The organism is Streptomyces sp. NBC_00670, from assembly GCF_036226765.1.
In the GTDB taxonomy this organism is placed as follows: Bacteria; Actinomycetota; Actinomycetes; order Streptomycetales; family Streptomycetaceae; genus Streptomyces.
On record NZ_CP109017.1, the window covers coordinates 4,347,673 to 4,360,261 of the forward strand.

General features: G+C 72.0%; 10 protein-coding genes and 2 pseudogenes. 5 read left to right on the forward strand and 7 right to left on the reverse strand.

The window, feature by feature from the left end; translation table 11 throughout:
* Positions 1-17: 17 nt before the first annotated feature.
* Positions 18-1,118 (forward strand): endo-1,4-beta-xylanase, encoded by a 1,101-nt coding sequence (locus OIE12_RS19305; RefSeq protein WP_329136996.1) that lies wholly within the window; start codon positions 18-20, stop codon positions 1,116-1,118.
* Positions 1,119-1,308: 190 nt separating this feature from the next.
* Positions 1,309-2,544: a hypothetical protein gene (locus OIE12_RS19310; RefSeq protein WP_329136998.1), complete on the forward strand. Its 1,236-nt coding sequence runs from the start codon at positions 1,309-1,311 to the stop codon at positions 2,542-2,544.
* A gap of 22 nt (positions 2,545-2,566) precedes the next feature.
* Here OIE12_RS19310 and OIE12_RS19315 read toward each other — a convergent pair whose 3' ends face one another.
* From OIE12_RS19315 to OIE12_RS19325, 3 genes and pseudogenes are all read right to left on the reverse strand, one after another.
* On the reverse strand, positions 2,567-2,818 hold the full coding sequence (locus OIE12_RS19315; protein WP_443053860.1) for a hypothetical protein: 252 nt from the start codon (positions 2,816-2,818) through the stop codon (positions 2,567-2,569).
* Between the two features lie 496 nt (positions 2,819-3,314).
* A pseudogene (locus OIE12_RS19320) lies at positions 3,315-4,232 on the reverse strand (helix-turn-helix domain-containing protein); the annotation flags it as partial.
* A gap of 256 nt (positions 4,233-4,488) precedes the next feature.
* A pseudogene (locus OIE12_RS19325) lies at positions 4,489-4,947 on the reverse strand (ATP-binding protein); the annotation flags it as partial.
* A 155-nt stretch (positions 4,948-5,102) separates the two neighbouring features.
* Between OIE12_RS19325 and OIE12_RS19330 the strand changes: the two are divergent.
* The gene (locus tag OIE12_RS19330; RefSeq protein ID WP_329137001.1) at positions 5,103-5,978 is read left to right on the forward strand and encodes a helix-turn-helix domain-containing protein; all 876 of its coding nucleotides are present in this window, start codon (positions 5,103-5,105) and stop codon (positions 5,976-5,978) included.
* Positions 5,975-6,184: a DUF397 domain-containing protein gene (locus OIE12_RS19335; protein WP_329137003.1), complete on the forward strand. Its 210-nt coding sequence runs from the start codon at positions 5,975-5,977 to the stop codon at positions 6,182-6,184. Before OIE12_RS19330 ends, OIE12_RS19335 begins: the two co-directional genes overlap by 4 nt.
* A 16-nt stretch (positions 6,185-6,200) precedes the next feature.
* On the opposite strand, the gene OIE12_RS19340 is transcribed toward OIE12_RS19335, so the two are convergent.
* Positions 6,201-6,611, reverse strand: a complete 411-nt coding sequence (locus OIE12_RS19340) for a PIN domain nuclease (RefSeq protein ID WP_329137006.1) — start codon at positions 6,609-6,611, stop codon at positions 6,201-6,203.
* Positions 6,608-6,826 carry a type II toxin-antitoxin system VapB family antitoxin gene (locus OIE12_RS19345; protein ID WP_329137008.1) on the reverse strand — a complete coding sequence of 73 codons (219 nt, stop codon included), beginning with the start codon at positions 6,824-6,826 and terminating at the stop codon, positions 6,608-6,610. The genes OIE12_RS19340 and OIE12_RS19345 overlap by 4 nt, the downstream gene beginning before the upstream one ends.
* Positions 6,827-7,160: 334 nt before the next feature.
* Here OIE12_RS19345 and gdhA point away from each other — a divergent pair, with 334 nt between their 5' ends.
* Positions 7,161-8,534 (forward strand): NADP-specific glutamate dehydrogenase, encoded by a 1,374-nt coding sequence (gene gdhA / locus OIE12_RS19350; protein ID WP_443053861.1) that lies wholly within the window; start codon positions 7,161-7,163, stop codon positions 8,532-8,534.
* Positions 8,535-8,550: 16 nt separating this feature from the next.
* Here gdhA and OIE12_RS19355 read toward each other — a convergent pair whose 3' ends face one another.
* A complete protein-coding gene (locus tag OIE12_RS19355) occupies positions 8,551-10,683 on the reverse strand; it encodes a PIG-L family deacetylase (protein ID WP_329137009.1) in 2,133 nt (710 codons plus the stop codon).
* A 329-nt stretch (positions 10,684-11,012) separates the two neighbouring features.
* On the reverse strand, positions 11,013-12,533 hold the full coding sequence (locus tag OIE12_RS19360; RefSeq protein ID WP_329137010.1) for an MFS transporter: 1,521 nt from the start codon (positions 12,531-12,533) through the stop codon (positions 11,013-11,015).
* Positions 12,534-12,589 lie beyond the last annotated feature (56 nt).

A 12,589-nucleotide genomic window follows, 5' to 3' on the forward strand; every position in this document is an offset into this window, starting at 1 on the left:
CCGCAGAGAGGAAACCCATGCACCCCAACCGCACCACCCTGCGAAGAGCCGCCGTCGCCGTGCTGAGCGCGACCCTGGTGGCGACGGCCGCGGGCACGGCACAGGCACACGACGGTAAGGGCGGCCACGGCCACCACAAGCCCTCCGACTCCTCGCTGCGCAAGCTCGCAGACCGTCGGCACGTCCTGATCGGCACCGCCGTCGACACCACCGCACTCGCCGAGGACAGCGTCTACCGGGCCACCACCGCCCGGGAGTTCAGCTCGGTCACCGCCGAGAACGTCATGAAGTGGGAGGTCGTCGAGCCGGAGCGGGGCCGGTACGACTGGTCGCAGGCGGACGAGCTGGTCCGCTTCGCCCGCGCCCACGGCCAGCAGGTCCGCGGCCACACCCTGCTCTGGCACAACCAGCTCCCGGCCTGGCTGACCGACGGCGTCGCCGACGGCTCCCTCGACGCCAAGGAACTCCGGGGCATTCTGCGCGACCACATCACCGCCGAGGTCACGCACTTCAAGGGCAAGATCTACCAGTGGGACGTCGTCAACGAGGTGTTCAACGAGGACGGCACCCTGCGCGACTCGCTCTGGCTCCAGCAGCTCGGCCCGTCGTACATCGCCGACGCCTTCCGCTGGGCGCACCGGGCCGACCCCAAGGCCAAGCTGTTCATGAACGACTACAACGTCGAGGGCGTCAACGCGAAGTCGACCGCGTACTACGAACTGGCGAAGAAGCTGCGCGCCGAGGGCGTTCCGGTGCAGGGCATGGGCGTCCAGGCCCACCTCGACATCCAGTACGGCTTCCCGGCCGACCTCGCCGACAACCTGGCCCGCTTCGACCGGCTCGGGCTGCGCACCGCGATCACCGAGGCCGACGTGCGGATGTACACGCCGTCCGACGAGGCGAAGCTGACCCGGCAGGCCTCCGACTACCGGGCGCTGCTCGCCGCCTGCCTGGCGACGAGGGGCTGCACGTCCTTCACGGTGTGGGGCTTCACCGACAAGTACTCCTGGGTGCCCGGCACCTTCGAGGGCGAGGGCGAGGCGAACATCCTGGACGCGGACTTCGGCCGCAAGCCGGCGTACGAGGCGCTGCGGGCGGAGCTGGCCCGGCGCCGCTGACGGGGCGGGGGCCCGCCCGTGCGGTCGTACGGCCGTACGGACGGGCCTCGAACCCGTACCGGTTGGATCACAGCTCTCGTGACGGTCCTGTGCACCCCTTGTGAACTGCGGATATGGGGCCTAGGAATGATCGGGCCCCCCGCACGGCCCATCCGCACAGCATGACGCACAGCACCCTGAGAGTGAGCCCGTGAGCACCGTCCCGCCCCCCGAGCAGCCCGACGAGGACTCGTCGTCCCCGGCGTCCTCCATACCCGACGAGGAGTGGGCGGCGTTCCAGCGCGACGCGGCGGAGGGCGGTGGTGCGGCCCCGCCGAAGGAGCCGTCGGCGCGGGCCCGGATGGTGGCCCGGCGGCTGCGGGAGCAGGACGAGGCGGCGGAGCGGAGCGGCGGGGGCGGCCGGCGGTGGCGCCGGGGCGGCCGGAAGGCGGCCAGGACCGCTCCCGCGACCCCGCCCGGCTGGCGCACGGGTCCCGCCTGGCAGGAGATGAACGGCGGCCGCAGGCGTCGGCGGGGGCTGTGGTCGGTGGTCGGCGTGGTGGCCGCGGTGGCGCTGGCGGTGGTGGCCATCCGCCCGTCACTGCTGCTCGACCGGTTCTCCGGGGGCGGGTCGGCCGACGCGGCCCCCACCGCGCTCCCGGCCGAGACCGCGCTGCCGACCGGGGCGCCCGGTGAGGTGGACCAGGCCAGGACGCCCACCCGTGACCACCCGTTCCTCGGCTCCCCGGCCCGCTCCTGGGCCGAGGGCCCGGACGCCATCGTGCTGCCGGCCGCCAAGGCCGTGGGCGGGATGAGCAAGGACGACGTGGCGCTGGCGCTGCGCCGCACGAAGGAGTTCCTGGTCGCGGCCAACCTGGACCCGAAGGTCCTGCGCGGCGGCGAGCCGAAGGCGGCGCTGGCGCTCCTCGACCCCGAGCAGCCGAAGCTGCTGTCGCAGATCCGCGGCGCGCTGCGCACTCCGGGGCGCGAGAACGACCCGCTGAACTACGTCACCCGCTTCGACCCGAAGCAGGTACGGCTCGCCGGCGACACGGTCAAGGTGCGCGGCCATCTGACGTTCGAGGCGGGGAAGCCGGGTCAGGTGCGGGTGCACGCGGACTACAGCTTCGTCTACCCGCTGGTGCACACCGAGGCGGACGGCGACAGCCGGGTCGCGCGCACCATCGTGCGCCGCGAACTGACCATGACGCTCGCCGACCCGGCCAAGTGGATCGCCACCAAGGGCAAGCTCTCGCTCGCCGAGAACGACGCCGAGTTCTACAACTTCGAGTGCGGCGTCCACGACGGCTACATCCACACCGTCTTCCCCGGCGACGCCCCCACGGGCGCCCCCGCCACGGGCGCGGAGGCGGACCCGTACGACCGCAGCGGGACGCTGCCGGACGACAACGACCCCGACGAGTGCGGGACGGTCACGCGGACGTGACGCTTCCGCGGACGCCGTGCGGTCACTCGTCCTCGAAGATCTCCTCGGCCTTCGGCGCGGTGACGGCGCGGCTGAGCCACTGGCGCAGGATTTCCGGGTCGTGACAGTCGGTGATGCGCCTGCGCACGTCGTCGGAGACGTCGAGGCCGCGCTGTTCCAGGACGAGCAGAAGGTCCTCGGCGCCCCTCTGAGCACGGCCTTCGTCTCGGATTTCTTCGGAGATGTAGGACTTGTAGAAGGAGAGGTCCACGGCCACCAGGTTCCTCCAGCTCACCGGCCCAGGTAGGTGATCTGCACGATGAATACGCGCGCGCATTCCCAGGTCCAGCTCAAGCGCGTACTGCCTTCATCGCTTCGTCCAGAACTGCGCTCAGCTCACGCAAAGCCATATCGGCAACGGCCGGGTCCTCGTGTTCCAGATTGGCTTTGGCGCGTGCCTGCCGGGCGGAGAGGTCGGGGCGGCGGACGATCTCGATGTCCCTGGCCCAGGCCAGGACCCAGCTCTGTACCGGGCTGAGCGACTGCCACTCCACAGCCTTGGCGAACGCCTCGTCCTTCGTCCGCTGCATCTCCGGCAGGCGGCCGGGAGCGACGACGGCGAGGGCGGCCCGCAGGGCTTCCGGAGTCTGCTCGGGACGGGGAACCAGTTCGTGTCCGTGGTCGGCCTGCGTGCTCATGGAGTCCTCCCGGGGATGCACTGGCCAGAGTAGTCGTGCGGAGCGGCCGGGGTACTGGGGCGCGAACATGGTGTGCCGGTCTTTCTGGTCAGGGGCGGACGACGTACGGCAGTCGCCGCACAGGCCCGGTTCGGGGGCGCGGAAGGCGCGGTCGCAGCCGTCGCAGTTCTGCATGTGGTCCGGAGGGGGCTTCGGACCGGATGGGGCGCGGACCGGGGGCGGGGGTGGCAGCAGGGCGGTGAGGCGGTGGGCCAGCAGGGCGGCCGGGCGGCGCAGGTCGTGCTCGGGCGGCAGGTCGGCGGTCAGGGCGGTGCGTACGGCGGACAGCGGCACGTCGTACTGCATCCACGCGACGACGCCGGGCGCCAGGTGGGCCGTGTCGCAGGCCGAGAACACCAGACGGGGGTCGTGGCGGCGCAGGCCGCAGAGGAACTCCGTGGCCGTCTCCAGCATGGCCGGGGAGTGGCAGGGCGGCCGGGGCACGGGCGGGAGGGGGTGCGGCGTGCGCTTCCTGCGGGGTTCGGTCCCGGTCGTGGCGTCGGGGGCGTCCCTTGGCTTCGGTTCCCAAGGTGTGGTCCGGGTGGGAGCGTGCTCGCGGGATGCCCCCGGCTGGTTGCAGGAGACCGTGCGGGTGATCACGCGGCCTGACGGGGTGCGTTCGCGCTCGCGGCGCAGATAGCCGTGCGCCTCCAGCTCGCGCAGACCCGCCGCGATGCGGGTGCGGCCCTCGGGGAAGCGCGTGGCGAGCGTCTTGATGTCCACGAGGGTGTTGCTCGGCAGCGACTGGATGTGCACGGCCAGCGCGATCGCGACGAGCGACAGCTCCGGGTGCTGGGCCAGGTGATTGCCGATCACCGTGAAGCGGGAGGTGTGCCGGGTGTTCTCGTGCGTGACGCCGAAGGCGCGCGGGCCGGGGCGCCGGCCGGGGTGCGAATGCGCCCGGGAGGGGGGTTTGTCGGCGGGATCGGCTGACTGGGAGCGCGGGGGAGCGCTAGGGTTTTGGATACCCATGGGGAAGCCTTTCTAGGGCGTCTTCCTCGATGGTCAGGCCCTCGATCGGGATTCCATGTCCCGGCCGGGGGCCGACGCATATGCGCGGGTTCTGTGCGCTGAGAGTAGGGCCGTCGGGGGTGCCGAAATCCAGCCGAACCGGTGATGTTCACCCACCCGAGTGAGCGGCTCCCCGGTGCTGACCGACGGGCGGGAAGGGTGGGGCTTGGTCGGGTTCTTTCTCCCCCGAGTCCTTTACGGGAAGACCGCCCCCCGTACCGGGTCCCGCAGGCGCGGGTTCCGGTCGCGAGAAGCGCAGTTCGGCCCACACGGTCTTGCGCGGGAACCGGTCCTCGGTGACGCCCCACCGGTCCGCGAGCGCGTCGACGAGGAGCAGCCCTCGCCCCGACTCGGCGATTCCCTCCGGGTGTTGGAGTTCCGGGAGCCGGTCACCGCGCGTGTCGGTGACCTCGATGCGGAGCGTGCCGCCGGTCACGTACAGCATCAGCCGGAAGTCCCGCCCAGGGACACGTCCGTGGGTCGCGGCGTTGGCCGCCAGCTCGGCCACGAGCTGGCTCGCGGTCTCCGTGGGCAGCCCCCAGTGGCGCAGTTGTGCCTCCGTGAGCAGGCGGGCCAGCCGGGCTCCGCGCCGCGTGGAGGACAGCAGCACGGTGAAGTGGGGGAACTGGTCGGCCGGTTGGGCCGTGGTCTCGGTCACGGTGATTTCCTGATTCACATCACTCAGCGTGGCCGTCTCTGCTTACCGTGGGGAGTGACTGTGCGGTTGCGTACCGTGACTGTCGGCGGGTTGTCCGGTGCTGTCCGGACCGTCGGCACCGTTGCTATGGGTAGGGCGTCGCGGTACGACGCGGGACTACGGAGGAGCGCGGCATGTCGGTGGACGGCGAGGCGGTACGGCCCAGTGACGCGGCGGATGAACCGGGGTGGGAGGTGGACCCCGACGACGAGTGGGGCGTCGCCGTACTCACCACGGTGGGGCGGCAGTTGAAGCTGCGGAGAGAGGCGGCGGGCTTCCGCGCCGCCGAGTTCGGAACGGCGATCGGCTACGGCGAGGACCTGGTCTACAAGGTGGAGGGCGCGAAGCGGATTCCCCGGCAGGACTACCTGGTCAGGGCTGATGAGGTCTTGGGCGCGGGTGGGCTCGTCGCGGCGACGTGGGCGGACGTGAGGAAGGTCCGGTATCCGAAGCGAGTTCGGGAACTGGCCAAATTGGAGGCCCAGGCGGTAGAGATCGGCATCTACGAGAGCAACGGCATCAACGGCCTTCTGCAGGTCGCCGACCATGCGAGGGCCTTGTTCAAGGCCATGCAGCCTCCGTACTCCCCGGACGAGGTGGAGCGGATGGTGGCCGCGCGAGTGGCTCGCGCTTCGGTCTTTGACCGTTCACCCGCGCCTGCGCTCAGCTTCGTCCTGGAAGAGGCGGCCCTACGGCGGCCCATCGGGGGCACAATGGTGTGGCACCAGCAGCTCGAACGCCTGCTGGAGGTGGGGCGGTTGCACAACGTCGTACTTCAGGTGATGCCGTTGAACTGCGAGACGCACTCCGGCATGGACGGCAAGATCGAGCTGCTGAAGTTCGCGGACGGATCAGCTGTGGGCCGCTCCGATGGAGCGTTCAACGGCCGACCGACCTCCGAACCCAAACACCTGCGCATCCTTGAGCTGCGGTATGGCACCATCCGGGCTCAGGCGCTCTCGCCACGGGAGTCGCTTGCCTTTACCGAACAACTGCTGGGAGAGACATGATCCGCAAGCCCACTGTCGGGGACGCCTCCGAGCTGGCGTGGTTCAAGAGCAGCTACAGCAGTGGCAACGACGGCAACTCCTGCGTCGAGCTCGCCCTCACCCCCGGCACCGTGCACGTCCGTGACTCCAAGCACGTCGCGGGCCCGCGTCTGGCGCTCGCGCCTGCCGCGTGGGCGGACTTCGTGACGTACGCCTCGGAGGGCTGATCTCTCAACGGCCGGATCAGTTGCTTCGTGCTTCGCCCCGCACCATGGCGATGTCCGGCCGCACCTTGGCGATGGACGCGAAGTCGTCGTCGACATGGAGCACGGTCAGGTGGTGCTGCTCGGCGGTGAGTGCGATCAGGATGTCGAGGGGAGAGGGGCCGCGGTGATGGCCGATTCCGGCCAGGTCCCGCTGTACCTCCACGATGCGGGGCCACGGATCGTCGAGTGCGGGGACCCAGCCGAAGGTCTGGCCGAGCATGGTGAAGAAGGGGTCGTAGTCCCGGTCGGAGCGGAGACCGGGCATCAGTTCGGCCTCAACGGGAGGGCAGATGGCGACCAGCCCTCGCGCCACGCGGTCCGGCCAGGGGGAGCCGAGCTGCCCGCGGAGCAGCCGCCATACGGCGGAGGTGTCGGCCAGGTAGGTCACAGGCCCGTCCGTTCGCGTTCCTCAAGGACGTCGAAGTCCAGGAAGGCGTCGGCGTTCTCCTGGAGCCAGCGCAGCGCGCGCGCCCGGTCGTCGGCGCTGATCGCCGACGCTATGGTCAGTGCACGATCGATGGTCTCTCTCTTCGTCCTGGTCCTGAGCTGCCGCTGAGCGAAGGCCAGCTTGTCGTCGTCGATGTCGACCAGGGTCCTGGACATGAGGCCTCCTGAAGCTGCTTGATTTATATATCGTCCGCGAGCATATATCAGGCGACCTCTGTGGCAGCGGCAGTGCGGCCGCCGCCCTGAGCGGTGACTCGATGCGGGGCCGGTGTCGGTGCCAGTCGCGGCCAGGCCGTTGGCCTAGGGCTCTGGCCAGACGGTTTACGTGTGCGTAACACTGAAGGGTCGGTCGTTTCGCGGGCGGCCCCTCGGTGGGGGTGCGTCCGGCGGCGGCCGTGTTTCCGCGCGCGGCAACGGCGCCGAGCGCCCGTACCCGGTTCCGTACGACGATGTCGTACGACCGGTCGCAGCCGTGCCAGAAAGGGAATCCGTGGCGACACGACCCGTGACGAAGCAGTCCGCCCTGTCCTCGCTCGAACACCTGCGCGAGGAGATCGAGCAGCGCAATCCGGCGCAGCCGGAGTTCCACCAGGCCGTCCACGAGGTGCTGGAGACGCTCGCGCCCGTGCTCGCCGCCCGGCCCGAGTACGCCGAGCCGGGGCTCGTCGAGCGGCTGTGCGAGCCGGAGCGGCAGGTCATCTTCCGGGTGCCGTGGACCGACGACCACGGCCGCGTGCAGGTCAACCGCGGCTACCGCGTCGAGTTCAACAGCGCGCTGGGCCCGTACAAGGGCGGTCTGCGCTTCCACCCGACCGTCAACCTCGGCGTCATCAAGTTCCTCGGCTTCGAGCAGGTGTTCAAGAACGCCCTGACCGGGCTCGGCATCGGCGGCGGCAAGGGCGGCAGCGACTTCGACCCGCACGGCCGCTCCGACGCGGAGGTCATGCGGTTCTGCCAGTCGTTCATGACGGAACTCCAGCGGCACATCGGTGAGCACACCGACGTGCCCGCCGGTGACATCGGTGTCGGCGGCCGCGAGATCGGCTATCTGTTCGGCCAGTACCGGCGGATCACCAACCGCTGGGAGGCCGGCGTGCTCACCGGCAAGGGCCCGCTGTGGGGCGGCTCCCTGATCCGCCCGGAGGCCACCGGCTACGGCAACGTGCTGTTCGCCGCGGCGATGCTGCGCCAGCAGCGCGGCGAGGACCTGGAGGGGCAGACGGCGGTCGTCTCCGGCTCCGGGAACGTCGCGATCTACACGATCGAGAAGCTCGCCGCCCTCGGCGCCAACGCCGTCACCTGCTCGGACTCCTCCGGCTACGTCGTCGACGACAAGGGCATCGACGTCGAGCTGCTCAAGCAGGTCAAGGAGGTCGAGCGCGGCCGCGTCGACGTCTACGCCGAGCGCCGGGGCGCCTCCGCGCGGTTCGTGCCCGGCGGCCGGGTCTGGGAGGTCCCGGCCGACCTCGCGCTGCCGTCGGCCACGCAGAACGAGCTGAACGCCGACGACGCCGCCACCCTCGTCCGCAACGGCGTCAAGGCGGTCTCCGAGGGCGCCAACATGCCGGCCACCCCCGAGGCCGTGCACGCCCTCCAGCAGGCGGGCGTCGCCTTCGGCCCCGGCAAGGCGGCCAACGCGGGCGGGGTCGCGGTGAGCGCCCTGGAGATGGCGCAGAACCACGCCCGTACGTCCTGGACGGCGGCGCGGGTGGAGGAGGAGCTGGCCGGGATCATGAACCACATCCACACCACCTGCCACGAGACCGCCGAGCGCTACGGCGCGCCCGGCGACTACGTCACCGGGGCCAACATCGCCGGCTTCGAACGCGTGGCCGACGCGATGCTGGCCCAGGGCGTCATCTGACGTACGGCCAGTGGTGTCACACCTTGCGCGCCGGTGACCCGGGCGACTTCGACGGCCGCGGCGACGGGTCCGGCTGCCACAGCCAGGGGCGGCCCTCCGGGGTCAGGCCCGCGGCGACCGGGCCCCGGCGGCGCGAGGCGTGCAGCACGGAGCCGTCCAGCGCGTCCGCCTGGGACGTGACGTGCTTGCCGGTCCCGCGGTGCACGAGGCGGAGCCGGCCGTCCAGCGCCCGGCCCAGCAGATGCGACCCGGCCGCGACGACCGGCCCGTAGCCGGGGAAGGCCACGGCCCCGCCCGCGGGGGCGAGAAGCGTGGCGGAGGCGGGCGGACGGTAGTACAGCCGTCCGTCCGCCACGGCTATCGCGTCCGCGGGAGCCGCCGCGCCCGTCCCGACGCCGGGGGCGGGGGAGGGGCCCCGCGGGGTCCAGTGGTGCACGGTGTCGCGGCCCGGCGCGTACACGTGCACCTCGCCGTCCGCCCCCACCACCGCGGTCAGCCCGTCCTGCACCTGCCCGCCGCCCAGGTCCCGCCACGGCGACCAGGCGCCGCCGGTCTCCCGGACGCGCGTGCTGATCCCCTGATCGGCGTTGCGCACGAACAGGTGGACGCGGCCGTCGGGCGCCGTGACCGCGACCGGGACGCCGATCCGCCGGCCCCGGTCCGCGTCGGTGCCCTCGGGGTTGCCGAGCCCCGTCCAGGCCTTGAAGCGGCCGCCGGGCGCGCGTTGCTCCAGCGCCACGATCTCCCGCGTGTTCGCCCCGCCCAGCCCCCGCACGGCCGCGAACCGCAGCGCGAAGAGCAGCAGCCGGCCGTCGTCCAGCACCGCCGAGCCCAGCGCCGGCGCCAGCGGGCCGCCGCCCAGGTCGGCCGGCTCGCCGAACGTCCCGTCCGCGGACTCGCGCCAGCGCACCACCCGCATCCCGAGCACCCCGTACGCCGTCAGCCGCCCGTCCGCCGCCTCGGTCAGCGCGAGCCGGGGGCCGGGGTGGCGGTAGTGCGTGGAGCGGACCCAGTGCTTGCGGTTGGTCAGCGGCCGGTCGCCGCCCACGTTGTAGTCGCCGCAGCCGGCCGCGTTGCCGCACTTCCACTCCGGGGAGCCGCCGTACGGCACCAGGTGCGCGGCCTTGGGACCCAGGACGGCGGGCGGGAGGTTGTCCGGCCAGTGGTGGTTGTAGTAGCCGCGGTAGGCGACCGTCGTGAAGGGCGGCGGCCCGTCCGGCGACTCCGCCCGCGCCCAGCGGGCCAGCGCGGCCCAGGTGAACGAGGCGACGGCGGTGTGGTCGGCGTGGTCGGAGTAGCCGGGCTGCTCGCTGTCGCGGATCCGGGTGAGCCGGTCGCTGAGCTGGATGTCCGGATCGGGGTCCAGGGTGTGCACGAGGGTGGGCCGGTAGTGCGCGAACAGTCCGACGAGGACGTCGAGCAGCTCCTCGTGGTCGTACGAGCGCACGGTCCGCAGCGGCGAGCCGTCGGCGACGACGGTGGCCAGCCGCAGCCCGGTCTGCTGCCACAGCGCGGGCACGCCCATGCGCCGGAACGGCGTGTGCATGGCCAGGTCGAGATGGACGAGCTCGACCCGGCGGCCCTGGTGTTCGAGGGTGTTCAGCTCGGCACGGTGCCCGCCGGGCAGGCTGAGCACGGATTCATTCCATCGAGTGAAGACGGGCAGCCCGAGCTGGGTCGCGTAGCTCTGCCGCAGGCCCTGGTGGCGGGCGGAGGAGTACGCGGACTTGTCGGCGGGCTGGGGCGGGCGCCCGGGGATCTTGTTGACGCCGTTGGCCTCGCCCGCGGTGACGTACACGCAGACGAGCGGGGCGCCGGCGGCCACCGCGTACTGGGTGTCCGGGTTCATGAAGTACAGGTCGTCGTCGGGGTGCGCGAGGACCTGCATCACCAGCGCGCGCCTGCCCTGCACGGCGGGGCGCCCCGTGACGGGGGCAGGACCGGCGGTGGGCGCCTTCGCGGAGGCGCCGCCGGCCCGGGACAGGCCGTACCCGACGACGGCCCCGCCCAGCCCGACACCACCCCCGACGAGCACGGCCCGCCGGGCGGTACCGGCTCTGCCGGTCCCGGCGCCGCCGGTGCGCGCACTGTCCTCCGTGTGCCGTTTCGCCCTGTCTGCCCACGCAGCCCGGGCATGCCTGAACCGCATGCTCCACACTCCGATCGCCGCCTTGCAGCGGTCGGGTGCGCTGCGGTGCCCAGTGGTTCTTGGGCCGTACATGCACCGCCGCGCTCCTCGGCGCCGGTCCGTACGGCTTCCGACTGAGGAGAGGGCGGTGAGGGGGACGGGGTTCCCCCCGAGGACGGGTTCCGTTCACCTGGGGGCGTGATGTCGATCACCGGGAGGTGGTGGCCGAGGGGTGGTGGCAGGGGGTCGGTGGACTTCGGCCGACGGACGCCGACCGGGAACGCGACGGCCGCCGTACGCAGGGCGTTCGCCCCGCGTACGGCGGCCGTTCGGTGCCGCCGGGCGTGCGCTCAGTGCGCGCCCGCGCCCGCCGGGGCGCCATGCCCCTGCGGCCGGGCGACGACGAGGACGCCGGAGGCGACGGCGGCGATCAGCATGGCGGCCACGCCCCACCAGATGGCGTGGGTGTAGCCGTGCACGATGCCCTCGCGCGCCACCTGCTGCATCGCGGCGCCACTGGTGCGGTGCTCGCTGATGTACGTGGCGGTCGCCGACGTGGCGATCGTGTTCAGCAGCGCCGTGCCGAGTGAACCGCCCACCTGCTGCGAGGTGTTGACCATCGCGGAGGTCACGCCCGCGTCCTGCGGCCGGACGCCGTGGGTCGCGGTGGAGAAGACCGGCATGAAGGTCAGACCCATGCCGAGCCCGAGCAGGAGTTCGGCCGGGAGGATGTGCGTGGCGTACGCGGAGTCGACGCCGAGCTGGGTCAGCACCAGCAGGCCCGAGGCGGCGAGCAGCATGCCCGGCACCATCAGCGCCCGCGCCGGCACGCGCGGCAGCAGCCGGGCGGAGATCTGCGTGGAACCGATGATGATCGACGCGGACATCGGCAGGAACGCCAGACCACTCCTGACCGGGGAGTATCCGAGGATGCCCTGGAGGTAGTAGGTCATGAACAGGAACAGACCGAACATGCCGATCGTGGCGAGGGCCATCGTCAGGAAGGAGCCCGCGCGGTTGCGGTCGCTCAGGATCCGCAGGGGCAGCAGCGGGGACTTCGCCTTCGTCTGCCAGAAGACGAACGCCACGAGCAGCGCCAGACCGCCGAAGAGCAGGGTCAGCACCAGGCTGTCGCCCCAGCCGCGCGGCTCGGCCTCGGAGAAGCCGTAGACGACGGCGACCAGGCCGCCGCAGCCGAGGATGACGCCGGGCACGTCCAGCCTGGCCTCGCTGTGGCCGGGGCGGTCGTGCAGCAGCATGAGCGCGCCGATCACCGCGACGGCCGCGATCGGGATGTTGACGTACAGGCACCAGCGCCAGTTCGCGTAGGAGGTCAGCACGCCGCCAAGGAGCAGGCCGAGCGCGGCGCCCGCGCCGGCGATGGCGCCGTAGATGCCGAACGCCTTGCCGCGTTCGCGCGGGTCGGTGAACGTCGTGGTCATCAGGGAGAGCGCGGAGGGCGCGAGGACGGCGCCGAAGACGCCCTGCAGCGCGCGGGCGGCGAAGAGCATGCCGGAGCTGCCGGCCGCGCCGCCGATCGCGGAGGCGACGGCGAAGCCGACCAGGCCGATGATGAAGGTGCGCTTGCGGCCGACGAGGTCGGCGATGCGGCCGCCGAGCAGCAGCAGGCCGCCGAAGGCGAGGGTGTAGGCGGTGATGACCCACTGACGGTTGCCGTCGGTCATGTCCAGCGCCTTCTGCGCGGACGGCAGGGCGATGTTCACGATGGTCGCGTCGAGGACGACCATCAGCTGGGCCAGCGCGATGACGACCAGACCCCACCAGCGGCGGGGGTCCGGTTCCTCGACGGCACGGCCGGAGGTGGGTGCCGGCGCCGTGCGTATGGCGTCGACGGATGAGGAGTCGCTCATGTCGCGGGGTGTCGCTTCCTTGGGTTTCGCGAGGGTGGGTGAGGGCCGGTGACTCG

What these genes read in the sequence shown, in the direction of transcription:
- OIE12_RS19305 (WP_329136996.1), top strand. Translation starts at nt 18, where the DNA reads ATGCACCCCAACCGCACCACCCTGCGAAGAGCCGCCGTCGCCGTGCTG.
- OIE12_RS19330 (WP_329137001.1), top strand. Translation starts at nt 5,103, where the DNA reads ATGTCGGTGGACGGCGAGGCGGTACGGCCCAGTGACGCGGCGGATGAA.
- OIE12_RS19335 (WP_329137003.1), top strand. Translation starts at nt 5,975, where the DNA reads ATGATCCGCAAGCCCACTGTCGGGGACGCCTCCGAGCTGGCGTGGTTC.
- OIE12_RS19345 (WP_329137008.1), bottom strand. Translation starts at nt 6,826, where the DNA reads ATGTCCAGGACCCTGGTCGACATCGACGACGACAAGCTGGCCTTCGCT.
- OIE12_RS19355 (WP_329137009.1), bottom strand. Translation starts at nt 10,683, where the DNA reads ATGCGGTTCAGGCATGCCCGGGCTGCGTGGGCAGACAGGGCGAAACGG.
- OIE12_RS19360 (WP_329137010.1), bottom strand. Translation starts at nt 12,533, where the DNA reads ATGAGCGACTCCTCATCCGTCGACGCCATACGCACGGCGCCGGCACCC.